This window comes from Ruegeria sp. HKCCSP346 (assembly GCF_017872595.1).
GTDB lineage: Bacteria > Pseudomonadota > Alphaproteobacteria > Rhodobacterales > Rhodobacteraceae > Ruegeria.
The window spans coordinates 161,820-188,370 of record NZ_JAEDOT010000007.1 but is presented as its reverse complement, the minus strand read 5'-3'; the positions used below and the strand labels follow the sequence as shown (position 1 = coordinate 188,370).

Sequence of the window (26,551 nt, the reverse complement as noted above, 5' to 3'; positions counted from 1 at the left end):
TTTCAACCTTCGTGACGAGCAAGGGGCACAACGCCGTTTTCGGCCTTGGTCTCGATTTCTTCAAAGTCGAAATTGTCCAAACGCTGCGCACGGCGGCCAGCCTTTTCGGCGCTGATCTTGATTTCCGAGATATCCTTGGCCGCCTGCCCGAAATGACGATCCAGGTTCGAGACGCGATCGCCCAGGCGGTCCACATCCTTGTGCAGCAACCCCAGCTCTTTGCGGATCGCACCGGCCTGTTCGCGCATACGCGCATCTTTCAGGATCGCCCGCATGGTGTTCAGCGTGGCCATGCACGTCGTCGGGGACACGATCCAGACCCGCGCGGCGAACCCTTCACGCACGACATCAGGCAGACGCGCGTGCAGTTCGGCGTAAATCGCCTCGGAAGGTACGAACATCAAGGCGCCGTCCGCGGTTTCCCCGTCCAGGATGTATTTTTCGGAAATCGCCTTGATATGCACTTTCACCGCAGCGCCGAAGGCCCGCAGGCATCTATCGACATCCGCCTTCGTCTGCGCAGCGGCCAACGCCTCGAAATCCTCCAACGGGAACTTTGCGTCGATCACGATCGGTCCCGGCGGGTTCGGCAAGTGAATCAGGCAATCCGCCCGCCTGCCGTTCGACAAAGTGGCTTGCAACGAATAACTGTCAGCGGGCAGCGCCTTGGACACGATATCGTTCAGCTGGATTTCCCCGAACATCCCGCGCCTTTGCTTGTTTGACAGTATATCCTGCAAAGACAGCACATCGCCTGACAGTTTGGTGATATTGTCCTGTGCCTTGTCGATGGCGGCCAGACGTTCCTGCAATTGGGTCAGCGAGGTCGCCGTCTGTTTCGACGAGCCATGCAACGTTTCTTTCATCCGTTCCTGCATCTCGGCCAGCGCACGCGCCGATTTCATCGCATTATCCGCCAGCCGGTCATTCATCTGTTGCTGGACCGAAGCCAAACGCGCCTCGACCGTCTGAATCACCTGCATCTGCGCATTGGCCTGAGTGTCCGAGACATGCTGAAGACCGCCGCGCAACTGTTCTTGCCCCTGGCCCAGTTGCTGAACATGCTGACCCAGATGCGTCATCTGCCGCGCCAGAGGTTCCGCCATCCGGGCCGAGCGGTTGGCCGCCCGCAACGACAGGAACAGCAGCAGCAGAATCAACGCCACCACACCACCCACGGTCAGAATCAAGGGATCGTTCAACGCCATCTCAGTGCCTGCAATCTGGATCATGGGGGTCAGTTTGTTCTCGTTTTGTTTCTATCTTGTTAAACCGTGTTTGAAACCAGATCAACTGCGTCCGAACAGGCGTTCGATATCGCTGAGTTTAAGTTCCACATAGGTTGGTCGCCCATGGTTGCACTGGCCGGAATGCGGCGTCGCCTCCATCTCGCGCAGCAGGGCATTCATTTCCTCGGCCCGCATTCGACGGCCGGATCGGATCGACCCATGGCAGGCCACCCGGCTGAGGATCGCCTCGATCCTTGCCTGCACCATCTGGCTTTCACCCTGATCGGCGAGTTCATCCAGGATGTCGAGGACTATGGCGCGCGCATCGACTTCGCCCAGAATGGCGGGGGTTTCGCGTACGGCAATGGCGCTTCCGCCGAAGGGCTCGATGGTCAGGCCAAGGCGCGTCAAGTCATCTGCGACGGCCATCAGGCGGGCGCAATCCCCGTCGGACAATTCCACGATTTCCGGAATCAGCAGGGCCTGCGCCGCGACGCCATTCTCGGCCATCTGCGTTTTCAGCTTCTCATAAACCAGCCGTTCATGTGCTGCGTGTTGATCTACGATCACCATGCCATCGGCGGTCTGGGCAATGATGTAATTCTCGTGCACCTGTCCGCGGGCTGCACCAAGCGGCAGATCCTGCGCCTGAGGCTGCTCCTGCATCTCGGCGACCTGCGCAACCGGGGTCGGCTCGACAATGCTGCCGCTATAGTCATTGGCCAGCTCGGCAAAACCCGGAGCCTGCGCGCGATACGCCGCCGTGCGCGCGGCAGGCGACGGACGATCCATCTGGTAAACCCGCGCCGGAGCAGGCTGTGCAGGTTCTGGCCGCATCGCGCCCAGCGTCGCATTCGCCACGGTCGAGGATGCCCTGTGCCCGGCTTCCGCCAAAGCATGACGCAGACTGGACACGATCAGCCCCCGCGCGACGCCGGGATCCCGGAACCGAACCTCGGATTTCGCGGGGTGGACGTTCACGTCAACCAGCGTGGGGTCGCAGTCGATGAACAACGCCGCAGCCGGGTGGCGGTCGCGGCTCAGGAAATCGAAATAGGCCGCCCGCAGCGCGCCGGTCAGCATCTTGTCGCGCACGGGGCGTCCATTGACGAAAAGATACTGTGTTACGGCAGCCCCCCGCGAGTAGGTCGGCAGGGCGGCATAGCCGTACAGCCGGATGCCATCACGAGAGGCATCAATCTGCAAAGCGTTTTCTGCGAATTCGCGCCCGATCACGCGGGCCAGTCGGGCGTGGAGCGCATCAAACAGATCTCCGTTCTCGCGATCCGCGCGGAAGGTCACGCGACCCTCTCCGCCGCCGGATACATCCCGCAGAGCGAATGTCACGGAAGGTTCGGCCATGGCCAGCCGTTTCACAATATCGGTGATCGCCTGCCCCTCGGCCCGGTCCGTGCGCATGAATTTCAGGCGGGCCGGTGTGGCGTAGAACAGATCGCGCAGTTCGACCACAGTCCCCGCGCGCAGGGCGGCGGGTTTGACCGCATCCATCTTGCCACCCGCGACGTGCACCTGCGCCGCATCCGCGCCGGGAACACGGCTGGTGATGGTCAGACGCCCAACAGCACCCAAGGATGGCAGCGCCTCGCCCCGAAAGCCGAAAGTGTGGATGTTCAGCAGGTCCGAACCGTCAATCTTTGACGTGGCATGGCGGGACAAGGCCAGCGGCAGATCTTCCGCCGCGATACCGCAGCCATCATCCGTGACCCGGATCAGGGTCTTGCCGCCATCCGCGATATCGATGGCGATCCGCGTGGCCCCGGCATCGATTGCATTCTCGACCAGTTCCTTGACCGCCGAGGCCGGTCGCTCCACCACCTCACCAGCCGCGATGCGGTTGATTGCGGCATCGTCGAGCTGCCTAATTACGGGGCGTTTTTCGCCGATATTGGGGTTTGCCTGCGCCATACCCCTACACCTAGCATAGTCGCGCACGATTCTGCCACCGGTTTGAACCGCAGATTCTAAAAGAGAGGGGGCGCCCGGGTATCCGCGAACGAGAACTCATTCCGGATCACCCGGACGTGCCAAGTGAGTGGTGTGTTTCAGCAAATTTATGAGACCGCATGTATCACGCACCTGTCGGAAAATCTGTTTAAGATTCTCGGGCTCAGTTTCTTGGCAGAGATTGGCCGATGACGTGTGGGCCTGTGTGGCGAAAAAATGCCTGATCAGGCAGATATGCGCGCACCGATCCTGCCCCGGCAGGGTCCGAACATCGCTGCCGCCGCAAGAATCAGGCCTGACATCGTGGCGATCATACCCGCCGCGCTGACGGCATCCGCGCCGCCCAGCCACAGCGGGCCATAACCTGCCAGCACATAGCCCGACACCGCCGAGGCAATGGCGAACACAACGCTCCAGGCGATCTGCGCTTCCAGCCGGTTGGTCAACATCCGCGCCGCGGCAGGCGGGCAGATGAACATGGCGATCACGATGATCGAGCCCACCGCGTCAAAGGCCGCCACCGCCGCGATGGCCGCGGTGATGACCAATGCCATGCCCAGAACGCCGGTGCGAATGCCAATGGTCCGGGCAAAGCCTTCGTCGAAGGTAGAGATCTTCAGCGGCCGCCAGAACAGCCAGGTGAACAAAGACACACCGAGCAGTGTCAGCGCTATGCGGGGTAATTCCGGGGGCAGCCCGGACAGCGCCTCTGTGTCCAGCAAGGACGACCATCCGGTGGCGTCCAGCCAGATCAGGCTTTCGAGATTGCCGTAAAGCGCATGTTCCACATCCAGATGCACCGTCGACGTATCCGTCTGCTCAAGTAGCAGGACGCCCGCGGCGAACATGGTGGTAAAGACCACGCCCATGGCGGCCCCCGGTTCGATCTGACCCAATCGGCGAATGGCTTCGATCAGCACTACGGCCACAACGGCAGCGCCCGCCGCGCCCAGCATCATCGGCCAGGTCGATATCGCCCCTGTGATCAGAAACGCCACAACGATCCCCGGCAGCACCACATGGCTGATAGCGTCTCCGATCAATGCCTGTTTGCGCAACACCAGAAAATTGCCGGGCAACGCGCAGGCAATGGCCGCAAACGTACCGATCAGCAACGGTGTCAGAGACAGAGGGACAAATTCTTCACCACTCATACCGGCACCCCCATTGGCCCGCCGATGCGGCGGTCTATCTCGGCGATCTGGTCGCGGGTCAGGACGGTTTCGATGTCCCGTAACCCGTCATAAAGCGCGGCTGTTGCCTCATGCGCCTGATCTGCGCGCACGATTTCCCAGCGCTTTTCGTCCCGCAACGCCTTGGCCGCGCGGGCTTTGCCGATATCGGTTGCAACGCCGTCCGCGCGCACCAGCCCAGCGCGGCGCAGCAAGCGCAGGGTCAGGGGCTCGTAGATCTTTTGCCCCTGCGCCAAGGCCAAAAGACCCTGACGAATATGCACCCGGCGCTGAAAGCGCAAATGGCGCAGCACCGCCGCCAGAACGCCACGTATCGGCGCCAGAAACAAAGACACGACAAAAAAGGCAAAGCTGACCAGAACGATGATCGGCCCGGTCGGAAGGTTTGGCGCCGAGGCCGAAATGGCCGCGCCAATGTACCCCGCCAACCCGCCGGCCAATCCCGCAAGCAGAACCACATGGTCCGAGCGTTCGGACCAGAACCGCGCGGTCACGGCGGGAATGATCAGCAAAGCCACGATCAGAATCAGACCTACGATTTTCAGGCCGACCACGGTCACGGCCATGACCAAACCCATCATGGCCAGATCGATCCTGTGCACCGGCAACCCGCGTGCTGCGGCATATTCAGGATCGAAGGCCACAAGAATCATCGGGCGACGAATGATCATGACCAGCAGCAGCGTCGCAGCGCCGCCGACCGCAATGATCATCGCATCAGCCCAGAGCATCCCGGCAGTGGACCCCAAAAGGAAGCCTTCCAGCCCGGCCTGACGGCCTACGCCCATCGTCTGAATGACCGTCAGCAACACGATGCCAAAGCCGAAGAAGACCGACAGGACCGCTCCGATGGCGGCATCTTCGGCCAAACGCGTGTGACGCGTCAGCCAGTTCATGCAGAGAAGGCCGATCCAGGCCGAGATGGCCGATCCTGCCAACAGGCCCAGCAGGTTGCGCCCGTCTCCTCCCAGTGCGACCAATACCATGAAAGCCAGACAGACGCCCGGCAGGGTTGCGTGGCTGATTGCGTCACTGACCAAGGCGCGCTTGCGCAGAAACAGAAACGTCCCCGTCACACCGGCTGAAACACCCAGCAAGGTTGCACCGATGGCGACCAGCGTGGCGTTGTAGCCAAGTTGCAGGGTCAGAGCATCCCAAAGCATGCGTTACCCCAGCGCGCGCGATATCTGATCGATCTGCGCGGTTGCCAGTCGACCCCCATATGCTGATTGCAAGGTTTCCGCCGTGAAGGCCTCGGCCACTGGTCCCTCGGCCACCTTGCGGGTGTTGATCAGGAAGACATGGTCGAAATAATCGGTCACGGTCGCAAGGTCGTGATGCACCACGACAACCGTCTTGCCCGCCTCTTTCAGGGATTTCAGCACCGAGATGATGGCTTTCTCGGTGGCGGCATCGACACCTGCAAAAGGTTCGTCCAGAAGATACAGATCCGCGCCCTGCGCCAGCGCGCGCGCCAGAAAGACACGTTGTTGCTGCCCGCCGGACAGCTGCCCGATCTGGCGATCCGCGAAATCCCGCATTCCCACACGGTGCAAACAATCCATCGCGCACGCCTTGTGGCGGGCACGCACGCGGCCCAGCAAGCCAAGTTCGCGCGACAGGCCCATCAGAACCACGTCGATGACACGCGTTGGAAAATCCCAATCCACGCTGGCACGCTGAGGAACATAGGCAATGCGCGCGCGCTGCGTGTCCAATGGCTGGCCAAACACGGTCACTTGACCTGACAAAGGGGAAACGATGCCAAGCGCCGCCTTGAGCAATGTGGATTTCCCGGCCCCGTTCGGCCCGATGATCGCCGTCATCGCCCCGGGCTGTACGGTCATGTCGACTGAAAACACCGCAGGTTTCTGCCCGTATGAAACCGTCAGGCCGCGCAGGGCAAGGGGGCTGTCGGCCAACCCCTTGTCACCCACGGTCACGCCTTCATTGCTGATCAGGCCCAGCATCGATCAAAACCCCGCCGACAGTTTTCCGTCCATGCCACGATCTGGCACATCGCCACCCAAAGCACTGGCAATGACCGTGATGTTATGGTCCAGCATACCAAGATAGGTACCTTCATAGGTTCCTTCTTCACCCATGGCGTCCGAGAACAACTCGCCCCCCACGTGCACTTCATGACCCTTGGCGGCCGCGCCCTCGATCAGCGCGCGGATCGAACGATCCGAGACCGAGCTTTCGACGAAAACAGCCGTGATCTTGCGGTCAACCAGCAGATCGACCAATTCGCCTATCCGGTTCAGTCCCGCCTCGGACTGGGTCGAGATGCCCTGAATTCCCAGAACCTCGAACCCGAAACTTTCACCAAAGTAACCAAAGGCATCATGGGCGGTTACAAGAACCTTGTTGTTGTCGGGAACGGACGCCAGAACTTGATCTGCATAGGCTGTCAGGCGATCGATATCTGCCAGGTGGGCCTGCGCATTCGCTGCAAAAACCTCGGCCGCTTCAGGACGCACCTCGGTGAGGGCTGCCTGCACTTCAAGTACCACGTCCCGCCACAACTCGGGCGTCATCCAAACATGCGGATCATATTTGTCGGCGTAATCGTCATGGGCGCGCAGCTTCGACGTGTCGATACCTTCGGCAACTGCAACTACGGTTCGCTTGCGTTCAAGGTCATGGAAGAAATCTTCCATCTGCGCCTCGAGGTACAAACCATGCCACAGGATCAGATCCGCACGCGTCATCGCCACGATATCGCTGCGGGTCTGACGATAGGCATGCGGGTCGACGCCCGGCCCCATCAGCCCCTTGACGTCTACCTGATCACCACCGACCTGACGTGCCGCGTCAGCAATCATGCCCGTCGTGGCCACAACCTTGAGGGGTGCATCGGCCCAGGCCGTGACCGGCAGGGAAAAGGCCAGCGCCAATACCGCAAGAAAATTCCGGCGAATCATCTTCTACCTCAGTTTTTGCTTCTCGTTCGAACTGAATATGAGAACCATTCGCAAGTAAGTCAACGCTAATGCGAATTATTCGCAAGAAAGCGGTTACATTTTGTCCATTTGGTCAAAAATTATCCAAACATTGCCCGCCTGCATCTTCCATTCCCCGGTCTCCCGTGCGATTTTGTCGCAAACCTCCCAAAGGACGTGACAATGGATACGCAGAGCTCAGAAAGCCCCGTGCGCACCGCGCATCTGCCGCAAGTGACCGAAGCCCGGAATCCCGGCATGGATCTGGACCTGGACTGGGTGCGCGCCGTGCAGGCCAACACCTCGGCCATTGAGCGCCGGGCCGCGACCCTGCCCGGGCGCCGGTCGGTGAAAAAGGAACATCAGGCCGCGTGGCTGCTGAAGGCAATCACCATGATCGACCTGACCACCCTGTCGGGCGATGACACCGAGGGCCGCGTGCGCCGCCTGTGCTCCAAGGCCCGGCAGCCCGTGTCGCCCGACCTGCTGAAGGCGCTGGACATGCCACCGATCACCACCGGCGCGGTCTGTGTCTATCACGACATGATCGAAACGGCGGTGGATGCGCTGACAGGCACCGGCATTCCGGTCGCGGCCGTCTCCACCGGCTTTCCGGCGGGCCTGTCGCCCTTTCACCTGCGCGTGGCCGAGATCGACGAAAGCGTGAAGGCCGGGGCCGAGGAGATCGACATCGTGATCTCGCGACGCCTTGTGCTGAAAGGCGACTGGCAGGCGCTCTATGACGAGATGAAGGCATTCCGCGACGCCTGCGGCGAGGCGCATGTAAAGGCCATCCTGGCCACGGGCGAGCTGGGCAGCCTGCGTAACGTGGCGCGTGCCTCGCTGGTCTGCATGATGGCGGGGGCCGATTTCATCAAGACCTCGACCGGCAAGGAAAGCGTCAACGCCACCCTGCCCGTGTCGCTGGTGATGATCCGCGCGATCCGTGACTATTATGACCGCACCGGCTATCGCGTGGGCTACAAGCCCGCAGGCGGGATTTCCAAGGCCAAGGACGCGCTGGTCTACCTGTCGCTGATCAAGGACGAGCTCGGCGACCGCTGGCTGCAACCCGACCTGTTCCGGTTCGGCGCGTCGTCCCTGCTGGGCGATATCGAGCGGCAGTTGGAACATTTCGTCACCGGGGCATACTCGGCCGGCTACCGGCACCCGATGGGCTGAGGACAGAAAAAATGACAGTCAAAGAGATTTTCGAGACCATGGAATACGGACCCGCCCCGGAAAGTGCCGCCGAGGCCCTGGCATGGCTGGTCGATCAGGGCGACACGTTCGGCCATTTCATCGACGGCGCCTTCACCAAGCCCGGCAAAGGGTTTGAAAGCCGCAACCCGGCCACGGGCGAGGTTCTGGCCAAGCTGACCCAGGCCACACAGGCCGATGTGGACGCCGCCGTTGCCGCCGCCCGCAAGGCCCAGCCCAAATGGGAAAAGCTGGGCGGCCCCGCCCGCGCCCGATACCTCTATGCCATCGCGCGGCTGATACAGAAGCATGCCCGCCTGTTCGCAGTGCTGGAAACGCTGGACAACGGCAAGCCGATCCGGGAATCGCGCGACATCGACATTCCGCTGGTGCAGCGGCATTTCTACTATCACGCGGGAATGGCCCAGCTGATGGAAACCGAGCTGCCCGACGCACAGGCGCTGGGGGTCTGCGGCCAGATCATCCCGTGGAACTTCCCGCTGCTGATGCTGGCGTGGAAAGTGGCCCCAGCGTTGGCCATGGGCAACACGGTGGTTCTGAAACCGGCCGAATACACCTCGCTGACAGCGCTGCTGTTTGCCGATATCTGCATGCAGGCTGGCCTGCCCAAGGGCGTGGTCAACATCGTCACCGGCGACGGCGCGGTGGGCGAGATGATCGTGGCCGCAGACGTGGACAAGATCGCCTTTACCGGCTCGACCGTAGTGGGTCGCCGCATCCGCGAGACCACCGCCGGGTCGGGCAAGTCCCTCACGCTCGAGCTGGGCGGCAAGTCGCCTTATATCGTCTTCGACGACGCCGATATCGACTCAGCCATCGAAGGTCTGGTCGATGCGATCTGGTTCAATCAGGGCCAGGTCTGCTGCGCGGGCTCGCGCCTGTTGGTGCAAGAGGGCATTGCCGAGCGCTTCTATGCCAAGCTGCGCGCCCGCATGGACACGCTGCGCATCGGCAACCCGCTGGACAAATGCATCGACGTGGGTGCCGTGGTGGATCCGGTTCAGTTGCAGACGATCACCTCCATGGTCGACAGCAATACGGTGGGCCATGTGCATCAGGCTGCCTGCGAATTGCCCGCAAATGGCTGCTACTACCCGCCGACGCTGATCACCGGGCTCGAAACCTCGGACCCGTTGATGCAGGAGGAGATATTCGGCCCGGTTCTGGTCTCGTCGACCTTCCGCACCCCGGCCGAGGCGGTCGAACTGGCCAACAACACCCGTTACGGGTTGGCGGCCACGGTCTGGACCGAAAACGTCAACCTTGCGCTGGACATCGCACCCAAGCTGGTCGCGGGCGTGGTCTGGGTCAATGCCACCAACCTGTTCGACGCGGCCGCGGGCTTTGGCGGCGTGCGCGAAAGCGGCTTTGGCCGCGAAGGCGGCTGGGAAGGGCTGGCCGCGTATACCAGACCTAAGGGCAAGGCCAAGCCGCTGACAAAGATCGAACCTATTGTGGGCGAAGGTGGCCCGGTCGATCCGGTCGACCGCACCGCCAAGCTCTATGTCGGTGGCAAGCAGGCGCGGCCCGATGGCGGCTATTCCCGCGCGGTCTGGGGCAAGGCGGGCCTGCTGGGCCATGTGGGTCTGGCCAACCGCAAGGACGTGCGCAACGCGGTTGAGGCCGCGGCGGGGGCCAAGGGCTGGTCCAAGACCACCGGCCATCTGCGCGCGCAGATCCTGTATTACATCGGCGAGAACCTGTCGGCCCGTGCTGACGAGTTCGCCGCGCGTATCGACGCCATGACCGGTCGCAAGGACGGTGCGAAAGAGGTCGACGCCGCGATCCAGCGCCTGTTCACCGCCGCCGCCTGGGCCGACAAGTATGACGGCCAGGTGCATGGCGTTCCGATCCGGGGCGTGGCGATTGCGATGAAGGAACCGGTGGGCGTGATCGGCGCGCTTTGCGCCGACGAGGCGCCGCTGCTGGGTCTGGTCTCGGCCATGGCCCCGGCGATCGCGATGGGCAACCGGGTGGTTCTGGTGGCGTCCGAGCCCTACCCGCTGGCGGCGACCGATTTCTATCAGGTGCTGGACACCTCGGACGTGCCCGCAGGCGTGGTCAACATCCTGACCGGCAGCCATGCGGAGCTGGCGAAACCGCTGGCCTCGCACCTGAATGTCGATGCGGTCTGGTCGTTCTCATCCACCGATCTGTCGAAAGAGATCGAGGTCGTCTCGGCTGGGAACCTGAAACGGACCTGGGTGAATAACGCGACGGCATTTGATTGGGGCGTGGACCATTCCCGCCGCTTCCTGCAGGCTGCGACCGAAGTCAAAAACATCTGGGTGCCCTACGGCGAGTAGGGCTCCCCGCCAAGGGAGGCCTACATGGATTTTTCAGGAAAAACCGTCATCGTCATTGGCGGAACCAGCGGTATCAATCGCGGCATTGCCGAGGCCTTCGCAGCCTCGGGCGCGAAACTGGCCGTGGCCAGCCGCTCGCAGGACAAGGTGGATGACACCGTCTCTGCGCTGAAGGCGGCAGGCGCGGCCGAGGCGATCGGCGCGGCCTTTGACGTGCGTGATGCCGAAGCGGTCGCGGAGGGGCTGAAACAGTTCCACGCGGCGCTCGGTGATTTCGACGTGCTGGTTTCGGGGGCGGCGGGCAACTTCCCGGCGCTGATGGCGGAAATGTCGGCCAACGCCTTCCGCACCGTGGTCGAAATCGACCTGATGGGCACCGTGCATGTGCTGAAAGGCGCCTATTCCTATCTGAAACGCCCCGGCGGCAACATCATCAACATCTCGGCGCCGCAATCCTACCTGCCCTACGAGGGCCAGGCCCATGTCTGTGCCGCCAAGGCGGGCGTCGATCAGATCACCCGCACCCTGTCGATGGAATGGGGTGTGGAAGGCATCCGGGTGAACTCGGTGGTGCCGGGCTTCATCGAGGGCACCGAAGGCGCGAAACGGCTGGCCCCCACCCCAGACGCGGGCGAGCAGCTGCGCCGGGACGTGCCGCTGGGCCGCTGGGGCACCCCGCAGGACGTAGCCAATGCCTGCCTGTTTCTGGCCTCGGACATGGCCAGCTATATCAGCGGTACGGTTCTGGCGGTGGACGGGGCGTTGTATCAGCGCGGCTCGGGCCAGTTCGGCCAGATGATGGGAGACATGCTGCGCAGCATGAAAAAGGGGTAAGCCGCAGCTTACCCCCGAAAGGTTCAGTTCGTTGTTTCCAGGCCCACCGGCTTGCCAACGACGACAAAGTGCAGACCGTCCGGGTCAAGCAGTTCGGCAGCAACGCGGTTGACATCTTCCAATGTCACCGCGTTCACCTTGTCATTGCGGGTGGCGATATAGTCGATCGGCAGGCCTTCCATCTGCATTCCGACCATGATCGAGGCAATCTGACCATTGCCATCGAACCGCAGCGGATAGGCGCCGGTCAGATAGGTCTTGGCGTCGTCAAGTTCCTCTTGCGTCACACCCTCGGTGGCCGCGCGCGCCCATTCATCGCGAATTACGTCGACGGCTTCGGCGATACGGTCATTAGCCGAGGACACGGACCCGAGGTAGACCGAAGCCAGATCCTTGGGCACCAGATAGGTCCCGACCCCATAGGTCAGGCCGCGCTTTTCGCGCACCTCCTGCATCAGCCGGCTTTCAAACCCGCCCCCGCCAAGAATGTGGTTCAGAACGAAGGCCGCAAAGAAATCCGGGTCATCCCGATCAATCCCGGCCTGACCGAACAAGGCCACGGACTGAGGCGTGTCGAATTCGACAACACTGACGCCGCCGGGAATGTTCACCTCGGCCTTGCCCGGGATGGGCTTGCCGGTGTCCGGCAAGTCGCCAAGCAGGGTATCAAGCAGGGTACCCAGTTCCTCAGCCGTGATATCGCCGACGGCCCCCACGTACAGACGATCCTTGGCGAACACGCCTTCGTAAGCCGCGACCACGTCATCGCGGGTCAGGGCCGAGACGCTTTCGATGGTGCCTTTCCCCTCGGATCCGTAGGGGTGATCGCCGTAGGCCATCTGCGCAAAGGTGAGGCCTGCGAGTTCGTTCGGGTCAGTCTGGTCCGAGCGCAGGCCCGACAGAACCTGCGCGCGCACGCGGTCAACCGCATCCTGATCAAAACGCGGTTCGTGGATCGTCGTGCGCAGCAAATCGACCACTTCATCCCGGTTTTCGGACAGAAAACGCGCGGAAATCGAAACTGAATCGTCGCCGGCATTGTATCGGAACGAAGCCGCCAGAGCCTCCAGCTCGCGGGCATAGGTCCGCGCATCCATGTCGCCCGCGCCTTCTTCGATCAGCCCGCTCATCAGGTTGACCGCGCCGCGTTTGTCAGGGTCGTCCAGCGACGTGCCACCACGGAACCGCAACTCCAGCGCGGTGAATGGGATGGAATGATCCTCGACCAGCCAGGCTTTGATACCACCGGGCGAGGTCACTTCTTCGATCTGGATCTCGGCCAAAGCCGGCAGGGCGACCAGGCAGGCAATCAGCGTTGCAACAAACCGTTTCATTGCGTCACCTCGTCATCGCGCGTCAGCCAACCTGTGACCGATGCCTCGGGTTGCAGAACTTCGCGGGCCGCGGCGATGATCTCATCTCCGGTCACGGCCTGAAGGATCTCGGGCCAGGCCTGAACATCTTCGACCGTCAGGCCGCTGGTCAGGGCCCGGCCATAGCGGTTGCCGATGCCGTCCACGTTGTCGCGCGCATAGGTCTGGGCGGCGCGCAGCTGCATCTTGATGCGCTCAAGATCGTCTTCGTTCACACCTTCGGCGATGAAGTCGGCCACGGCCTGGTCCATGGCGTCTTCGGCCTCTTGCAGGGAAACACCCTCGGCCGGAACCACGATCAGATCAAAGGTCGTGTCATCCAGCGAAACACCGCGATAGAACGCTCCGGCATAGACGGCCTTTTGCTGATCAAACTGCAACTTTTCGTTCAGGTAAGACGTCGTGCTGCCGCCCAGCAACTCGGCCAGCAGAAACAGAGCCGCCGCTTTTTCCTGTTCGCCCGGATCGCGTTCCGGGGCCAGATAGCTGCGCTGAACGTAAGGCTGGGCTACGCGCGGGTCTTTGAAGGTCAGGCGACGCTCGGCCGTTTGCGGCGGCTCTTGGGACCGAACCCGCTCGGGCAGGTCCGGGTTGGCGGGAATCACACCGTAATACTGATCGGCAAGCGAGCGGACTTCAGCGGGATCGACATCGCCCGTGACCACCAGAATGGCGTTGTTGGGCGCATAATGGGTCTGGTAGAACGACAGCGCGTCCTCCATGTCCAGATCCTCCATCTCGTGCATCCAGCCGATGATCGGCACGCCGTAGCGGTGGTTCAGATACTGGGCCGCACTCATCTGTTCGCCGAACAGGGCGCGCGGGTTGTTTTCGGTGCGCTGGTTGCGTTCCTCGAGAATCACGTCGCGTTCGGTCAGGATGTCCTCTTCGCTCAGCCGGAGGTTCCGCATCCGGTCGGATTCCATCCGCATCATCAGCTCAAGCCTGTCGGCGGCGACACGCTGAAAATAGGCGGTGTAGTCATACGAGGTGAAGGCGTTGTCGTTGCCGCCATTGGCAGCAACGGTGGCAGAGAACTCTCCCGGGGCCAGCGTGTCGGTGCCTTTGAACAGCAGGTGTTCCAGGAAATGCGCCACGCCGGATGATCCGATCGGCTCATCAGCGGATCCGGCCCGGTACCAGACCATATGCTGCACGACCGGGGCACGGTGGTCTTCGACCACGACGACATCCATGCCGTTGTCCAATGTGAATGTGGTGACCGCTTCTTTCCCGTCCTCGGCAAATACCGGGGCGGCAGCGATCAGGGCAGCCGACAAGGCCAGGGCCCGAACCATAGGGCATCCTCCGTTTCGTTTCTGGTATTCAAACTACGGTGACGCGGCCCGGGTTCAAGCCCGATGACGGAAAGTTAAGAATTATTCACCCGGCGGCGAAGAAGGGGTTTCGATCCCGGCCCGACGGGCGGCTTCCGTTTCCGCGAACGGATCGATCGATTGTTTTTCGTAAACCTGACCATAGCGGTCGACCGGGAACAGACGCAGGCCGGTCCAGCGCCCCCGGCGTTTGCGGAACGCGGCGTCATCAGCCTCGACCACCTGCCGCGCATCGGGAGAAACACCATATCGACTGGAAGCCGTGACAAGCGCTGCATCCGAGGATGGCACAGCCGCGTTCGGATTCAGCGCAGCAGCATTGCCGCCCAGCGCAGCCACCGCATCGGCATTTGGGTTCGGATCCGTCAGGTTCGCGCCACCCGGCGTAGGTGCAGGCAAGAAGGCATAGTCCTGAGGTTGGGTCAGCGGCTTGACCGGCAACACAGAAAACTCATCCGGCCCCGGGCCTGGAGGCGCCAGATCCCGCAGACCGGGATTCGAACACGCCGCAACCGCAGCGGCAACAGTCAAAACAAATAGGGCGCGCGGCATCCGCATTGGTGTCTCCAGCCTGTTTCAGGCGCTTTTATCGCATATCATTCCGCGCGTCACGAGGCCTTTTTGCCGTCAAACAGCACCAGCCCGATGGCTCCTGCAAATATGAAGACATCTGCGAGGTTGAAAACAAACGGATTGTTGATGCCGCAACAGGACATGTTCAGGAAATCCAGAACAAAGCCGTAAAGAACCCGATCCACCACATTCGCCAGCGCACCGCCGATCAGCAGGCCACCGCAAAACAGCATCAGCCCCGAATGGGCTGCACGGCTGAGCCAGACAAGCACGCCGACACAGATCGCCACGGAAATACCGATCAGAATCCAGCGCGCAGCCTCCGAATTTCCTTGGAACAGGCCGAAATTGATTCCCCGGTTCTCGCCGTATTTGAACACCAGAAGCGGTGGCACAACATCAATGCCGCCGGGCTGATCGGCCACGCGCATGACATGAACGACCAGATATTTGCTGATCTGGTCGATCGCAAAGGCGGCCAGGGCCGCCCAGAGAAGCAGGCGTGACCGCATCAGTGACGGAAATGGCGCATGCCGGAGAAGACCATGGCCAATCCGGCCTCATCCGCAGCGGCGATCACTTCGTCATCCCGCATGGATCCGCCCGGTTGAATGACGCAGGTTGCACCTGCCTCGGCCGCTTCCATCAGCCCGTCAGGGAAGGGGAAGAACGCGTCCGAGGCCACGGCAGAGCCGATGGTCAACGGTTGGGCCAAGCCCAGCGCGTCGGCCATGCGCTCGGCTTTCTTGGCGGCGATCAGGGCCGAGTCCACACGGCTCATCTGGCCCGCGCCGACGCCGACGGTGGCGCCGTCTTTGACATAGACGATGGCGTTGGATTTGACGTGTTTGGCCACTTTCCACGCGAACAAAAGGTCACGCATCTGTTCGTCGGTCGGGGCCTTCTTGGTCACAACCTTCAGATCATCCAAGCCGACAAAGCCGTTGTCCTTGTCCTGCACCAGCAACCCGCCAGCCACCTGACGCACGGTTTTCCCGCCGGCGGCCACATCCGGCAAAGCTTCGGTTGTCAGCAGGCGCAGGTTTTTCTTGGCGGCAAAGATTGCCTTGGCCTCATCCGATGCGCCGGGGGCGATCACGACTTCGGTGAAAATCCCGGTGATCTCCTGCGCGGTTTCGGCGTCCAGGGGCTGATTCAACGCCACGATCCCGCCAAAGGCCGAGGTGCGGTCGCAATCGAATGCCGCCTTGTACGCCTCAAGCAGGGTTGCACCCCTTGCCACGCCACAGGGGTTGGCGTGCTTGATGATGGCACAGGCGGCGCCCTCAGTGGGGTCAAACTCGGCCACCAATTCAAAGGCCGCATCCGTGTCATTGATGTTGTTGTAGCTCAGTTCCTTGCCCTGATGCTGGATCGCGGTCGCTACACCGGGCCGATTGGTGCCGTCGGTGTAGAACGCGGCCTGCTGATGGCTGTTCTCGCCATAGCGCAAGGTCTGTTTCAATTCACCGGCAAACGCGCGGCGCTTGGGGGCTTCAAGCTCCAGCGCATCGGCCAGCCAGTTGGACACTGCCGTGTCATAGGCGGCGGTACGGGCATAGGCTTTCTGCGCCAGCTTGCGGCGGAATTTCGGACAGGTCGCGCCGTCGTGCTGATCCATATCGCCCAGCAGTTTTTCGTAGTCTTCAACATCCACGACCACATTTACGAACGCATGGTTCTTGGCCGCCGCGCGGATCATCGCCGGACCGCCGATGTCGATATTCTCGACGCACTCATCGTAACCTGCGCCTTTGGCCACGGTTGCTTCAAACGGATATAGGTTCACAACCAACAGATCGATTGCACCGATGCCGTGTTCGTTCATGGCTGCAACATGGGTGTCGTTGTCGCGCAGGGCCAGCAGCCCGCCATGCACCATCGGGTGCAGGGTCTTGACCCGGCCATCCATCATCTCGGGGAAGCCGGTGATCTCGCTGACATCCTTCACCGCAAGCCCTGCATCGCGCAGCGCCTTGGCCGTGCCGCCGGTCGACAGCAGCTCGACCCCGCGTTCGGCCAGCGCCTTGCCCAGCTCGATCAGCCCGGTTTTGTCGGATACGGAAAGCAACGCGCGGCGCACGGGGTGAAGATCGGTCATGGGTCCAAAGGTCCTTTTGGCGTCAGTCTAACTCGGGCTCGTCCCGGTGCGTATCGCGCACGGCATAGGCTGTGTCCTGTGCCTTGCTCAGAGTCCACCGGGTGCGCGTCGCATACTCCATTGCGCGCCCGGATAGAACGATCTGTTTTGTCGCGCGTGGCTTCAAACGCCCTTTTTCAAGGTAAACGCTTGGCTCGACGGACAATTTTCCAACGCCGTCATGTCGGAAAACCCAGATTTCACCGCTTTTGAGCGCCATCGACACTGCCGCCCCGCCCAAATCCAGCGCCGCATCGACATCCGGATGCAGGTGAAACCGGATGTCATAGCCAATGCCTTTGAGGCCCGAAGCGTCCATCGCCTTGTCAAATTGACGCTTTGCCTTGTCGGTCGCCGTCAGCAGAATATCCTCGACCGTCAGCTCGCGCCCGTCAAATCGCAACTCAAAGGTCCGCGCATGGGTCAGACCAAAGACCTTTGCGTATCCATCGTGCCCCGCCATGAAGCGGATGCCCTCGAACGCATCCTCGAAATCAACGGGCACCTCCTGTGGCGCGTCCACCAGCGCCTGCGCTTCACGCCCCGGCACCGGTTTGGCCAGCCGGGCGCTTGAGAACCCATCTAGGCAAAGCGTCGAGTGCGACGGCGTCGCCCGTCCTGCGCGGCGCCATTCCAGCCCGAAACTGGCCCCCGACCCGCAATTCACGATCAGCGGCCGCCGCCCCGAGGTCAGCTCGAACGCCAGAGTAGAGGCATGCGCATTGTAAGAGGCCGCCCCCGACGGCGGTATGCTGGCATCCACGATCACCGTGGTGCGCGCCGCAGACAGACGGGCATAGCCCATTGGTAGTTCGGTCGCTGCCTTGTGCTTGACGCCGCTTTGCGCAAGGGCCTGTTCCAGTCGCCCTTCGACACCGCGCCCACCGCCATGGAACCGCGCCAAGGCCCCATCCGCATGGCGCAGGCTGCGCAGGGTCGGCGCGATCCGTTTGATCGCATTGGCCTGAGCGGCAGGCGTCCCGCGACCAAGATCATTCAGCGCAGCCGAAGTCCAGCTGAGCAGCGTGAATACCTCGAGCAATTCTTCCGGATTGCGGGTTGGAATTCCGCCCTGCGCATCCACCTGACGGTCGCATTCCCCGGCCAGGGCGCGCAGCGCCGGGTCGGCCATTCGCTCCAGCCCCTCCAGCGCCAGCCCGGCCTGCACCAGTCCGGCCAGCGCCTCGAACCGGGGCAGTCCCGGGGTCGCGGCATGCCAGCGTTTGGACAGGAACCATGTTTGCTGGGCCAGCGAGCGGAAAAACAGTTTGCTTTGTTTTTCATCCGCCCCTCGCAGCAGAAAAAGCGCATGGTTGATCCAGCGCATCACCCGACGTCCGGTCAGATCAGGCGCCCAGCCGGGCCCTTGCCCGCGGCCATGAGATTCGATCCATCCCCACACCCAGCGCTGCGCCTTTTCCCGCGCACGCATGTCTCCGACCGCCGCCAGATCATCCAGCCACGCAAAGCCGTGACGTTCTTCGTCAAAGCCGGCACTGGGGGCGGTGACGTCCCAAAGCCCGGTATCCTCGGCCTCGACCAGATAGCCCGCGAACAACAGATTTCCGGCAACCAGTTGCCGGCCACGTGCGAACGAACCCACCGAGCGCGGATCCGGTTGCGCAACAAACCCTGTGACCGCCTTTTGCCGCTGGCTCAGGCGCGCATAGAAACGGTTCTTAAACCGCATCCACCGACTGGCCATGGTGTCTGAATTCGACATGACGCGTGTTACTCTGCCCCTTGCGCTCTGCTGGCGCTTGAGACCCAACGATAGACCGCGCCGATCGTCAAGTCACCGAAAAGCGTGCGTTCAGACGGATTTGGTCAGACACGCGATGTAGAACCCGTCCATACCACCCCGATCCGGCCAATAATCCGGTCGCAATCGCAAGCCGCCTTCTTCGGTGATCCAATCCGTTTCGACACCGGGTACGTTCAGCGCGTCGCGATCCACGCTCATGTCCGAATACATGCCCAGCGCCTCTTCAACCTGAACTTCCCCCTCGTCCGGCAGCAGGGAACACGTGCAATAGGCCAGGCGCCCACCGGGTTTGAGCAAGCCCCACGCATGGGCCAACATGCGCGTCTGGAGCTCGATCAGGCCGCCGAATTCCGAACCGTCCTTGGCAAACGGCAAGTCAGGATGCCTGCGAATCGTACCCGTGGCCGAGCACGGCGCGTCCAGCAGGATCGCGTCGTACCGGTCTTCGTGTTCCAGCGCATCGCCCACGATGACCTTCGCCCTGAGGCCGGTCCTTGCAAGGTTCTCGCGCACCCGTTCCATCCGTGATTCCGACACGTCTAGCGCCGTGACATCAGCCCCTGCGGCAGCAAGCTGCATCGTTTTCCCACCCGGCGCCGCACACAGATCCAGCACTTTCTGGCCCGCCTTCGGGGCCAGAACGCGAACCGGCAATGCGGCCGCCGCATCCTGCACCCACCAGTCTCCGGCCTTGTACCCCGGCAGGGTCGAGACCTGACCCGCATCGTGCAACCGCACCGACCCGGTCGGAAGGATCTCGCCTGAAGGGCCTTCCGCCCCGGGTTTCAAGGTAAGGTCCAGTGGCGCACCCGCGAAATGTGCCTGCTCCATTCCGGTAACGGCATCCGTGCCCCACGCTGCGATCAGCGGTTCACGCAACCAGTCCGGCAAACGCGGAACGCGCATCTTCGGCCACGCCTCGGGGCCTTCTGCCGCAACCTTGCGCAGAACGGCATTCACCAACCCCTTGAGGCGACCATGCTTGCGCGAACGGCTGACGATCTCGACCATGGAATTGACGACGCCATGGGCGGCTTCGCCGTTGCAAAGCTCGACCGCACCCAGTCTCAGCGCGTTGTGGACCGTCAGAGCGGGTGTTCGGTTCAGGTGGTTGGCCAGCAGGCGGTCGGCCCGTTCCATCCCACGCAGTGTTTCCAACGCCAGTCGCTGGGCACGCGCGCGATCCTCGGGTTCCAACCGATCCACTGCGCCCGCCGCCAGACACTCGGCCAGCAGGCGACCTTCGCCCAGAACCTGATCCAGAAGATAGATTGCGCTGCGCCGTGCTGCTGTCGCGCTGTTAGACATGGTACCGCCTTCATGTGACCTGCGCCCGCATTGCCAATAGCGGACGCGGGCGTATATCAAGACTGCGCAAGGAAAGGAACCCGATGTCATGAGTGACGACCGCAAAGACTTGCCCCCCGCCGCCCAGCGCGCCCTGGCCGAAGCGGAAGAACGCCGCCGCAAAGCCAAAGCCGAGGCCCGGGAATTGCCGAAAGAGCTGGGTGGCCGAGACGGACCGGACCCGGCCCGCTACGGTGACTGGGAAAAGAAGGGCATCGCCATCGATTTCTGAACGGTCAACCACGCAGCGCCTTGAGGAAATCCTCGATCAGCGCCCGTTGTTTTCTGGACTTCGCCCGGTCTTCAGGCCAGGTCAGCCAGTACCCGTCTTTGGTGTGCAATTCGGGTAAATCCAGCCGCCGCAACCGACCCTCTTGCAAGTCGGCAAGGGCCAAGGGCACCGATCCCAAAACCACACCCATGCCGCGCTGCGCAGCCGAAATCGCATGTTCCATCGAATCAAAACTGATTTTTGATTGCGGCAGGTCCTGCTGGCCGTTTTTCTGGCTCCACTCTCTCCAGCCGGGGCGTTCTCCGCGCAGGTCAATCAATTGGGCGCCCCAGTCGACACCCGGCGGCGCCATGGGGGCAAGGACCTCAGGCGCGATCAGGGCGGCATCACGCCCGGCCCAGATGCCCCGACCATATCGGATTTGCAGCCAGGTTCGTTCTTCGTCCAAAGACGACCGGCGCGCGACCGAGTCGGTCATCACCCGAACCCCTGGCTGCATCTCGTGAAACCGGGTCAGTGCCGGCAGAACCAGTGCGTGGATGTTCGACGACAAGCCGGCCACGCGCAACTCGCGCGGGGATTTGCCAAACAGGTCCTCGGTATTGCGCTCCAGCGCGCGAAGGCTGTCCTGCACCAAAGGCAGATAGCTTTCACCTTCGACCGTCAGCGACACGCCCCGCGCCTCGCGCACGAACAAGGATCGGCCCAGCCAGGCTTCGAGGTTGCCGATCCGCTGGCTGACAGCGGCCTGCGTCAGCCCGAATTCCTTGGCTGCTGCCGAGAACCCACCAAGACGCCCCGCGGCCTCGAACACGCGCAGCCAGTCCAGTGGCGGTAGCCCGATCTTTTTCTTAGCCATTAGATTTTCCAAGCCTCAGCCGAAATAAGGATTAATTGTCGTAATGCCATGAACGGCGTATCTGCTCAACCAAAGCTCGCGCCGAACAGGAGACCCCAAATGCTGCGCACCGCCACCCATGACACTTCGATCGTCACCGTCGCGTTCGACACAGGAACGCAAGCCCGCTTTCACGCCGTCTGGTTGCGCGACAACGCGCTGGACCCGGAAACCCGCGCCCCGGGCAACGGCCAGCGGCTGATCACCATCGGCGATATCCCTGCTGACATCTCGGTCAGTTCAGCCGAGGTTGTCGCGGGCGGCCTTCAGGTCACGTTCCAGCCCGAAGACAAAACCGTTACCTTCCCGGCCGAATGGCTGATCGAACACAACTATGATTGCAAACGGGACGATACGCTGGGCCGCACCGCCCCCGGCATCATCACCTGGGAAGGCGGGATCGCCGCACCCTCTGGCGATTGGAACGAGGTTCATGCCAGCCCTGCGGCCAAACGCAACTGGCTGGCGTCTGTGGCGAGTTACGGCTTTGCCAAGCTGACGGGCGGGCCAACCGAACCAGAATCGCTTTTGAAAGTGGCCGACCTGTTCGGCTATGTCCGCGAAACCAACTATGGCCCTTATTTCGAGGTTCGGACGGAAGTGAACCCGACCAACCTCGCCTATACAGGGCTTGGCTTGCAGGCCCACACCGACAACCCCTATCGCGACCCTGTGCCGACGCTGCAAATCCTCTATTGTCTGGAAAACAGCGCCGAAGGCGGCGACTCGATCGTGGTCGACGGCTTTCGCGCTGCCGAAAAACTGCGTGCGCAGAACCCCGAAGGTTTTGCGCTGCTGGCAGGCTACCCGGCGCGGTTTGAATATAAGGGGTCAGACGGTGTCTGCCTGCGGTCTCGCCGTCCGATGATCGAATTGTCGCCGGATGGAGAACTGGTTGGCATTCGCTTCAACAACCGTTCCTCAGCGCCATTCGTGGACGTGCCTTTCGACAGGATGGAAGCCTATTACGCGGCTTACCGCCAACTGGGCGAGATCATCGACGACCCGGCCATGGGCGTGTCGTTCAAACTGGAGCCGGGCGAAAGTTTCATCGTCGACAACACCCGTGTCCTGCATGCACGGCTGGGCTATTCCGGTGCCGGTTCGCGCTGGTTGCAGGGATGCTATGCCGACAAGGACGGGCTGCTGTCAACACTGGCGGCGATGAAGATGACGCAGCCGGAGGCAGCGGAATGAAGCCCGATTTCTCGACCCTGAACCGGGACAATATCGTCGCCTTCATCGGGGATATCTTCGAACGCCGCGGCGGTGAGGAATATCTTGGCGAACCCGTCACCATGGCCCAGCACATGCTGCAAGGCGCCACCATCGCCGAACAGAACGGCCAGCCTGAAGAGATCATCGTCGGCGCCTTGTTGCATGATATCGGCCATTTCACATCCGAGTTCGGGACCTACCACCCCGATGATACCGAAGATCGCCACCACGAGGACGCAGGTGCGGAAGTTCTGGAACAGTTCTTCCCTTCGGTCATCACCGATTGCTGCCGCTATCACGTGGCCGCCAAACGGTATCTCTGCGCCACCAAGCCCGAATATTTCAACCGCCTCTCTGCCGCCTCGGTCCATACCTTGGAACTGCAAGGCGGCCCGATGAGCGCCGAAGAAGTCACCGCCTTCGAATCCAATCCAAACCTGAAAGAGATCATTCAAGTCCGGTACCTGGATGAGGCCGGCAAACGGGCGGACATGGAGACACCGGATTTCGCCCATTTCGCACCGATGGTGCAGCGCATGGTCGACAAGCACCTGGGGGCATCATGACCGCACCCGAGTACATCTTCGAGGCCAGTTCCAAGCCATCCCTGCCGTGGCACGAGGTTCCCCTGATCCGGGCGACGGACAACACGGTTAGGGGGTACGGCTGTTTGGTCGACGACCCCGAGACCTTTGAAATCGAGATCGTACGCTGGCCGCAGCAGGGCTGGCGACCGATTGACGACGGCACGGGTGACGAAGGCGGCTGGGTTGAAGGCACGTTCAAATGCGATTGGCAGGGTGACGTGCTTTACGGTGAGAACGAGGCGGTCAAAGGCCATTACGTGCTGGGTTGGTCCGCCGACCCTCAGCACGCGCAAACCGACCGGCAAACGGCCCCGCGGGATCAGGTGTTGCTGTGGCATATGAATTATCACCCCGATGGCGGGCAGATGTTCTGGCCGCTGGACAACAAGCCCTTCATCGTGCCCGCGGCCCTGCCTGGCGACAATCTGACCCCGGACAAGGTGGTGGCATTCTGGTGTGACGGGTCAAAGGGGCTCTATATCCATCCCGGCATCTGGCACGAGGGGATTTTCCCGGTCGAGGACAACCAGCGTTTTCTGGATCGTCAGGGCCGGGTCCACGCGCGGGTCAGCGCCGATATCGGCAAAGAGTTCGGCGTTTATCTGGCCTGCCCGCTGCGGGCGGATAAAGTCAGGGATTTGTGACCAACGCCCCCTGATGCCTCTGGCGCCGGCGCGCAATCCAGATCTGCACGGCCAGCAGATAAGGCACAAAGAACGCGAAATTCTGCACCAGATCAAAAGGGCCCGAGAAATCGGGCTCTGACCCCACCCCTCCGGTCAGCAGATACCAAAGCGTATAGTGGACTCGGTAAAGCCACGACCCCAACGCCAGCCAGAACAGCCGCAATCCCCATGCCCAATGGCCTGCGCGATCCCCTTCCAAAGCCCTGCGCGCCACCATCAGCGCAGCCGTGAAAAGACACAGCCCGTACAGAAAAAAGGCGGCAGACATCAGCGGCCCACCGATGGTTCCGCGCAGGGGAATATAGCTCATGCCCGCCAGCCCGGTGATCCATGCCAGCGCCACCAGACAGGCTCCCAACATGCGGTGAAATCGATTGTACTTGAGCCGCAGCCCCTTCAACAGTTGAAGCGGGACGAGTGCGACCAGAAAAGTACCAGCCAGAATGTGTACCAACATCGCGGCATTGCCGACATTCTCACCATCAGCGAACAAGTAACTGTGCCGGGCAGCGTCCTGCGACAGGCCTTTGCCGATCATTCCAACGCCATGCGCAACGAATGGCAACAGTGTCAGGTAGAACACCGCAAGCAAAATGCCGGTTGCCAGTCCAGAGCGCCGAATCCTCATGAATCAAAGCTTAGCGTCGGCGACCGCTTCGTCTATGGCTCACAACCCCAGCACATCCACCATGTCATATTGGCCGGGTGCCTTCCCCTGCCCCCACAGCGCCGCCTTCAGCGCGCCGCGGGCAAAAATCGCGCGGTCGCTGGCCAGATGGCGCAGAACGATGCGCTCGCCGGGCGCGGCGAACAGGACGTCATGTTCACCAACGATGTCTCCGCCGCGAATGGCGTGGAAGCCAATGTCACCACGCTTGCGCGCACCGGTGATGCCATCCCGCCCCCGGTCGGCCACATCCGACAGTTTGACGCCACGCCCCTCGGCGGCGGCCTCGCCCAGCATCAGCGCGGTGCCGGATGGTGCGTCCACCTTGTGATGGTGATGCCCTTCGATGATTTCGATATCAAAATCCTCATCCAGTGCAGCCGCGACTTTCTTGGTCAGTTGCACCAGCAGGTTGACGCCAAGGCTCATGTTCCCTGCCCGCACGATCACCGCGTGGCGCGAGGCCGGTTCCAGCGCGGCGATCTGCTCATCCGTCATGCCGGTCGTGCCGATCACATGCACGCAACGCGCCTGCGCGGCCAAAGCGGCAAAGTCCAGCGTCGCCTCGGGCACCGTAAAGTCGATCACCGCCTGTGCCTGCGCAAAAGCTTCCAGCGGGTCATCGGTAACTTTGACGCCCAGCGCTTGGCCACCCATGGCTTCGCCCACATCCTGACCGACCCAGTTATGCCCCATGCGCTCGACCACGCCGACCAGACGCGCCTGATCACTGTCGGTTACGGTCTTGATCAGCATCTGCCCCATACGGCCCGAAGCCCCTGTGATGACTATACCCGGAATATGGGCCATGGCGGTATTCCCTTGCTGCAAACTGCTCAAAGCCTCCTACCCCGTTCGCGCCCGCTTGGCAAAGCCCCGGTTTGCGCTTAGATCGGGGATTATGGCAAAGAACAAATTCCACGATGGCCCCGGCCCATCCCAACGACAGCTGCGCGTCGGCGAACTGATCCGCCGCACCCTGTCCGAGGTTCTGGCGCGCGGAGATGTCCACGACCCCGACCTGAACCGCATGTCGATCACAGTGGGTGAGGTGCGCACCTCGCCCGATCTGAAAATCGCCACCGCCTATGTGCTGCCCTTGGGCGGCAAAGGGCAGGAGGACGTGATCGATCTGCTCGCCCGCAACAAAAGTGAACTGAGGCGCATGGTCGGCAAAAAGGTCGGCCTGAAATTCTCGCCCGATCTTCGGTTCCGCCTGGATGACACGTTTGACCGTCTGGACGACACCCGCCGCATGTTCGAACAGGACGCGGTGCGCCGCGATCTGGACGAGTGATCCGGGCATTCGTCACATTGGGCGCGGTTGTCTGGGCCGCACAAGCCTCTGCGGTCACTTGCGAAAAGCTGACCCATGATGACAAGCGCTATACCGTCTGCGAGGTCGACGCGGAAAACGAAGACCTGCGCCTGTTTCTCAACGACGAAAACGGGGATCTGCTGGGGCATTTCTCGTCGGTGAACGAGGCGCTGGCCCCCGGCGGCAAGCGTCTGGCCTTTGCCATGAACGCGGGAATGTACCACGATGACCGTTCGCCCGTCGGCCATTATGTCGAGAACGGCAAAGAGGTCATGCGGGTGATCTCCAACCCCGGCCCCGGCAACTTCGGCCTGCTGCCCAACGGCGTGTTCTGCATCCGTGAGGGCCGCGCTGACGTGTTCGAGACGCTGGATTTCATCGACCGGGCCCCCGACTGCCGGTTCGCCAGCCAATCCGGCCCGATGCTGGTGATCGATGGTGACCTGCACCCCCGGTTCCTGCCCGATTCGACTTCGCTCTATGTGCGCAACGGGGTGGGCACCAGCGCCGATGGTACCCGCGCGGTGTTCGCGATTTCCGAAGATTACGTCACATTCCACGAATTCGGCCGTCTGTTCCGCGACGTGCTAGAAACTCCGAATGCGCTGTTCTTCGATGGCAATATCTCTCGCATGTATGACCGCGCGAACAATCGGTCCGATGTCGGGTTTTCGCTGGGGCCGATCGTGGGTGTGGTCGAAGACGCACCTTGAAATT

General features: G+C 62.0%; 25 protein-coding genes. 9 read left to right on the top strand and 16 right to left on the bottom strand.

Annotated elements, in window-relative coordinates:
- Window positions 1-2: 2 nt before the first annotated feature.
- The 6 genes from rmuC to I9185_RS17335 form a co-directional block, all read right to left on the bottom strand.
- Window positions 3-1,232 carry a DNA recombination protein RmuC gene (gene rmuC, locus I9185_RS17360; protein WP_210093688.1) on the bottom strand — a complete coding sequence of 410 codons (1,230 nt, stop codon included), beginning with the start codon at window positions 1,230-1,232 and terminating at the stop codon, window positions 3-5.
- A 57-nt stretch (window positions 1,233-1,289) separates the two neighbouring features.
- A complete protein-coding gene (gene mutL, locus I9185_RS17355) occupies window positions 1,290-3,155 on the bottom strand; it encodes a DNA mismatch repair endonuclease MutL (RefSeq protein ID WP_210093687.1) in 1,866 nt (621 codons plus the stop codon).
- A 263-nt stretch (window positions 3,156-3,418) separates the two neighbouring features.
- Window positions 3,419-4,348 carry a metal ABC transporter permease gene (locus I9185_RS17350; RefSeq protein WP_171724665.1) on the bottom strand — a complete coding sequence of 310 codons (930 nt, stop codon included), beginning with the start codon at window positions 4,346-4,348 and terminating at the stop codon, window positions 3,419-3,421.
- Window positions 4,345-5,550, bottom strand: a complete 1,206-nt coding sequence (locus tag I9185_RS17345) for a metal ABC transporter permease (protein ID WP_170346667.1) — start codon at window positions 5,548-5,550, stop codon at window positions 4,345-4,347. The genes I9185_RS17350 and I9185_RS17345 overlap by 4 nt, the downstream gene beginning before the upstream one ends.
- A 3-nt stretch (window positions 5,551-5,553) precedes the next feature.
- Window positions 5,554-6,357, bottom strand: a complete 804-nt coding sequence (locus tag I9185_RS17340; protein WP_152459357.1) for a metal ABC transporter ATP-binding protein — start codon at window positions 6,355-6,357, stop codon at window positions 5,554-5,556.
- Window positions 6,358-6,360: 3 nt separating this feature from the next.
- Window positions 6,361-7,314 carry a zinc ABC transporter substrate-binding protein gene (locus tag I9185_RS17335; protein ID WP_171171957.1) on the bottom strand — a complete coding sequence of 318 codons (954 nt, stop codon included), beginning with the start codon at window positions 7,312-7,314 and terminating at the stop codon, window positions 6,361-6,363.
- 201 nt (window positions 7,315-7,515) lie between these two features.
- Here I9185_RS17335 and deoC point away from each other — a divergent pair, with 201 nt between their 5' ends.
- The 3 genes from deoC to I9185_RS17320 are packed head-to-tail and all read left to right on the top strand — an operon-like array spanning window position 7,516 to window position 11,693.
- Complete coding sequence (gene deoC, locus I9185_RS17330) at window positions 7,516-8,514, top strand: deoxyribose-phosphate aldolase (RefSeq protein WP_210093686.1); 999 nt, start codon at window positions 7,516-7,518, stop codon at window positions 8,512-8,514.
- Between the two features lie 11 nt (window positions 8,515-8,525).
- A complete protein-coding gene (locus I9185_RS17325; RefSeq protein WP_210093685.1) occupies window positions 8,526-10,859 on the top strand; it encodes an aldehyde dehydrogenase family protein in 2,334 nt (777 codons plus the stop codon).
- A gap of 24 nt (window positions 10,860-10,883) precedes the next feature.
- Window positions 10,884-11,693: an SDR family oxidoreductase gene (locus I9185_RS17320; RefSeq protein WP_210093684.1), complete on the top strand. Its 810-nt coding sequence runs from the start codon at window positions 10,884-10,886 to the stop codon at window positions 11,691-11,693.
- Window positions 11,694-11,716: 23 nt separating this feature from the next.
- Here I9185_RS17320 and I9185_RS17315 read toward each other — a convergent pair whose 3' ends face one another.
- The 7 genes from I9185_RS17315 to I9185_RS17285 form a co-directional block, all read right to left on the bottom strand.
- Window positions 11,717-13,027 (bottom strand): pitrilysin family protein, encoded by a 1,311-nt coding sequence (locus I9185_RS17315; protein WP_210093683.1) that lies wholly within the window; start codon window positions 13,025-13,027, stop codon window positions 11,717-11,719.
- Complete coding sequence (locus I9185_RS17310) at window positions 13,024-14,364, bottom strand: pitrilysin family protein (RefSeq protein ID WP_210093682.1); 1,341 nt, start codon at window positions 14,362-14,364, stop codon at window positions 13,024-13,026. The genes I9185_RS17315 and I9185_RS17310 overlap by 4 nt, the downstream gene beginning before the upstream one ends.
- 81 nt (window positions 14,365-14,445) lie before the next feature.
- Window positions 14,446-14,961 carry a DUF3035 domain-containing protein gene (locus I9185_RS17305; RefSeq protein WP_171724671.1) on the bottom strand — a complete coding sequence of 172 codons (516 nt, stop codon included), beginning with the start codon at window positions 14,959-14,961 and terminating at the stop codon, window positions 14,446-14,448.
- A 50-nt stretch (window positions 14,962-15,011) separates the two neighbouring features.
- Complete coding sequence (lspA, locus tag I9185_RS17300; protein ID WP_171637283.1) at window positions 15,012-15,488, bottom strand: signal peptidase II; 477 nt, start codon at window positions 15,486-15,488, stop codon at window positions 15,012-15,014.
- The gene (gene purH, locus I9185_RS17295) at window positions 15,488-17,077 is read right to left on the bottom strand and encodes a bifunctional phosphoribosylaminoimidazolecarboxamide formyltransferase/IMP cyclohydrolase (RefSeq protein ID WP_210093681.1); all 1,590 of its coding nucleotides are present in this window, start codon (window positions 17,075-17,077) and stop codon (window positions 15,488-15,490) included. The genes lspA and purH overlap by 1 nt, the downstream gene beginning before the upstream one ends.
- Before the next feature lie 22 nt (window positions 17,078-17,099).
- Complete coding sequence (locus I9185_RS17290) at window positions 17,100-18,839, bottom strand: heparinase II/III family protein (protein ID WP_210093680.1); 1,740 nt, start codon at window positions 18,837-18,839, stop codon at window positions 17,100-17,102.
- 90 nt (window positions 18,840-18,929) lie between these two features.
- A complete protein-coding gene (locus tag I9185_RS17285) occupies window positions 18,930-20,189 on the bottom strand; it encodes a transcription antitermination factor NusB (protein WP_210093679.1) in 1,260 nt (419 codons plus the stop codon).
- A gap of 88 nt (window positions 20,190-20,277) precedes the next feature.
- On the opposite strand from I9185_RS17285, the gene I9185_RS17280 reads away from it, so the two are divergent.
- A complete protein-coding gene (locus I9185_RS17280; RefSeq protein WP_152459369.1) occupies window positions 20,278-20,460 on the top strand; it encodes a DUF1674 domain-containing protein in 183 nt (60 codons plus the stop codon).
- Window positions 20,461-20,464: 4 nt separating this feature from the next.
- Here I9185_RS17280 and I9185_RS17275 read toward each other — a convergent pair whose 3' ends face one another.
- Window positions 20,465-21,319 carry a LysR family transcriptional regulator gene (locus I9185_RS17275; protein WP_171637293.1) on the bottom strand — a complete coding sequence of 285 codons (855 nt, stop codon included), beginning with the start codon at window positions 21,317-21,319 and terminating at the stop codon, window positions 20,465-20,467.
- 99 nt (window positions 21,320-21,418) lie between these two features.
- On the opposite strand from I9185_RS17275, the gene I9185_RS17270 reads away from it, so the two are divergent.
- The 3 genes from I9185_RS17270 to I9185_RS17260 are packed head-to-tail and all read left to right on the top strand — an operon-like array spanning window position 21,419 to window position 23,807.
- Window positions 21,419-22,555, top strand: coding sequence for a TauD/TfdA family dioxygenase (locus I9185_RS17270; protein ID WP_210093678.1), 1,137 nt, complete (start codon window positions 21,419-21,421; stop codon window positions 22,553-22,555).
- Window positions 22,552-23,142 carry an HD domain-containing protein gene (locus I9185_RS17265; protein ID WP_210093677.1) on the top strand — a complete coding sequence of 197 codons (591 nt, stop codon included), beginning with the start codon at window positions 22,552-22,554 and terminating at the stop codon, window positions 23,140-23,142. Before I9185_RS17270 ends, I9185_RS17265 begins: the two co-directional genes overlap by 4 nt.
- On the top strand, window positions 23,139-23,807 hold the full coding sequence (locus tag I9185_RS17260; RefSeq protein WP_171724678.1) for an ureidoglycolate lyase: 669 nt from the start codon (window positions 23,139-23,141) through the stop codon (window positions 23,805-23,807). The genes I9185_RS17265 and I9185_RS17260 overlap by 4 nt, the downstream gene beginning before the upstream one ends.
- On the opposite strand, the gene I9185_RS17255 is transcribed toward I9185_RS17260, so the two are convergent.
- The gene (locus I9185_RS17255) at window positions 23,794-24,477 is read right to left on the bottom strand and encodes a DUF2306 domain-containing protein (RefSeq protein WP_171724679.1); all 684 of its coding nucleotides are present in this window, start codon (window positions 24,475-24,477) and stop codon (window positions 23,794-23,796) included. The two genes, I9185_RS17260 and I9185_RS17255, sit on opposite strands and share 14 nt — an antisense overlap.
- Window positions 24,478-24,516: 39 nt before the next feature.
- A complete protein-coding gene (gene dapB, locus I9185_RS17250) occupies window positions 24,517-25,326 on the bottom strand; it encodes a 4-hydroxy-tetrahydrodipicolinate reductase (RefSeq protein ID WP_210093676.1) in 810 nt (269 codons plus the stop codon).
- A gap of 91 nt (window positions 25,327-25,417) precedes the next feature.
- Here dapB and rbfA point away from each other — a divergent pair, with 91 nt between their 5' ends.
- Both rbfA and I9185_RS17240 read left to right on the top strand, forming a co-directional pair.
- Window positions 25,418-25,813 carry a 30S ribosome-binding factor RbfA gene (rbfA, locus tag I9185_RS17245; RefSeq protein WP_152459376.1) on the top strand — a complete coding sequence of 132 codons (396 nt, stop codon included), beginning with the start codon at window positions 25,418-25,420 and terminating at the stop codon, window positions 25,811-25,813.
- Window positions 25,810-26,547 carry a phosphodiester glycosidase family protein gene (locus I9185_RS17240; protein ID WP_210093675.1) on the top strand — a complete coding sequence of 246 codons (738 nt, stop codon included), beginning with the start codon at window positions 25,810-25,812 and terminating at the stop codon, window positions 26,545-26,547. Before rbfA ends, I9185_RS17240 begins: the two co-directional genes overlap by 4 nt.
- Window positions 26,548-26,551 lie beyond the last annotated feature (4 nt).

What these genes read in the sequence shown, in the direction of transcription:
- I9185_RS17305 (WP_171724671.1), bottom strand. Translation starts at nt 14,961, where the DNA reads ATGCGGATGCCGCGCGCCCTATTTGTTTTGACTGTTGCCGCTGCGGTT.
- I9185_RS17315 (WP_210093683.1), bottom strand. Translation starts at nt 13,027, where the DNA reads ATGAAACGGTTTGTTGCAACGCTGATTGCCTGCCTGGTCGCCCTGCCG.
- I9185_RS17320 (WP_210093684.1), top strand. Translation starts at nt 10,884, where the DNA reads ATGGATTTTTCAGGAAAAACCGTCATCGTCATTGGCGGAACCAGCGGT.
- I9185_RS17340 (WP_152459357.1), bottom strand. Translation starts at nt 6,357, where the DNA reads ATGCTGGGCCTGATCAGCAATGAAGGCGTGACCGTGGGTGACAAGGGG.
- I9185_RS17345 (WP_170346667.1), bottom strand. Translation starts at nt 5,550, where the DNA reads ATGCTTTGGGATGCTCTGACCCTGCAACTTGGCTACAACGCCACGCTG.
- I9185_RS17260 (WP_171724678.1), top strand. Translation starts at nt 23,139, where the DNA reads ATGACCGCACCCGAGTACATCTTCGAGGCCAGTTCCAAGCCATCCCTG.
- I9185_RS17310 (WP_210093682.1), bottom strand. Translation starts at nt 14,364, where the DNA reads ATGGTTCGGGCCCTGGCCTTGTCGGCTGCCCTGATCGCTGCCGCCCCG.
- I9185_RS17275 (WP_171637293.1), bottom strand. Translation starts at nt 21,319, where the DNA reads ATGGCTAAGAAAAAGATCGGGCTACCGCCACTGGACTGGCTGCGCGTG.
- I9185_RS17255 (WP_171724679.1), bottom strand. Translation starts at nt 24,477, where the DNA reads ATGAGGATTCGGCGCTCTGGACTGGCAACCGGCATTTTGCTTGCGGTG.
- I9185_RS17335 (WP_171171957.1), bottom strand. Translation starts at nt 7,314, where the DNA reads ATGATTCGCCGGAATTTTCTTGCGGTATTGGCGCTGGCCTTTTCCCTG.
- I9185_RS17350 (WP_171724665.1), bottom strand. Translation starts at nt 4,348, where the DNA reads ATGAGTGGTGAAGAATTTGTCCCTCTGTCTCTGACACCGTTGCTGATC.
- deoC (WP_210093686.1), top strand. Translation starts at nt 7,516, where the DNA reads ATGGATACGCAGAGCTCAGAAAGCCCCGTGCGCACCGCGCATCTGCCG.
- mutL (WP_210093687.1), bottom strand. Translation starts at nt 3,155, where the DNA reads ATGGCGCAGGCAAACCCCAATATCGGCGAAAAACGCCCCGTAATTAGG.
- lspA (WP_171637283.1), bottom strand. Translation starts at nt 15,488, where the DNA reads ATGCGGTCACGCCTGCTTCTCTGGGCGGCCCTGGCCGCCTTTGCGATC.
- rbfA (WP_152459376.1), top strand. Translation starts at nt 25,418, where the DNA reads ATGGCAAAGAACAAATTCCACGATGGCCCCGGCCCATCCCAACGACAG.
- rmuC (WP_210093688.1), bottom strand. Translation starts at nt 1,232, where the DNA reads ATGATCCAGATTGCAGGCACTGAGATGGCGTTGAACGATCCCTTGATT.
- I9185_RS17325 (WP_210093685.1), top strand. Translation starts at nt 8,526, where the DNA reads ATGACAGTCAAAGAGATTTTCGAGACCATGGAATACGGACCCGCCCCG.
- I9185_RS17290 (WP_210093680.1), bottom strand. Translation starts at nt 18,839, where the DNA reads ATGTCGAATTCAGACACCATGGCCAGTCGGTGGATGCGGTTTAAGAAC.
- purH (WP_210093681.1), bottom strand. Translation starts at nt 17,077, where the DNA reads ATGACCGATCTTCACCCCGTGCGCCGCGCGTTGCTTTCCGTATCCGAC.
- I9185_RS17280 (WP_152459369.1), top strand. Translation starts at nt 20,278, where the DNA reads ATGAGTGACGACCGCAAAGACTTGCCCCCCGCCGCCCAGCGCGCCCTG.
- I9185_RS17270 (WP_210093678.1), top strand. Translation starts at nt 21,419, where the DNA reads ATGCTGCGCACCGCCACCCATGACACTTCGATCGTCACCGTCGCGTTC.
- dapB (WP_210093676.1), bottom strand. Translation starts at nt 25,326, where the DNA reads ATGGCCCATATTCCGGGTATAGTCATCACAGGGGCTTCGGGCCGTATG.
- I9185_RS17285 (WP_210093679.1), bottom strand. Translation starts at nt 20,189, where the DNA reads ATGTCTAACAGCGCGACAGCAGCACGGCGCAGCGCAATCTATCTTCTG.
- I9185_RS17265 (WP_210093677.1), top strand. Translation starts at nt 22,552, where the DNA reads ATGAAGCCCGATTTCTCGACCCTGAACCGGGACAATATCGTCGCCTTC.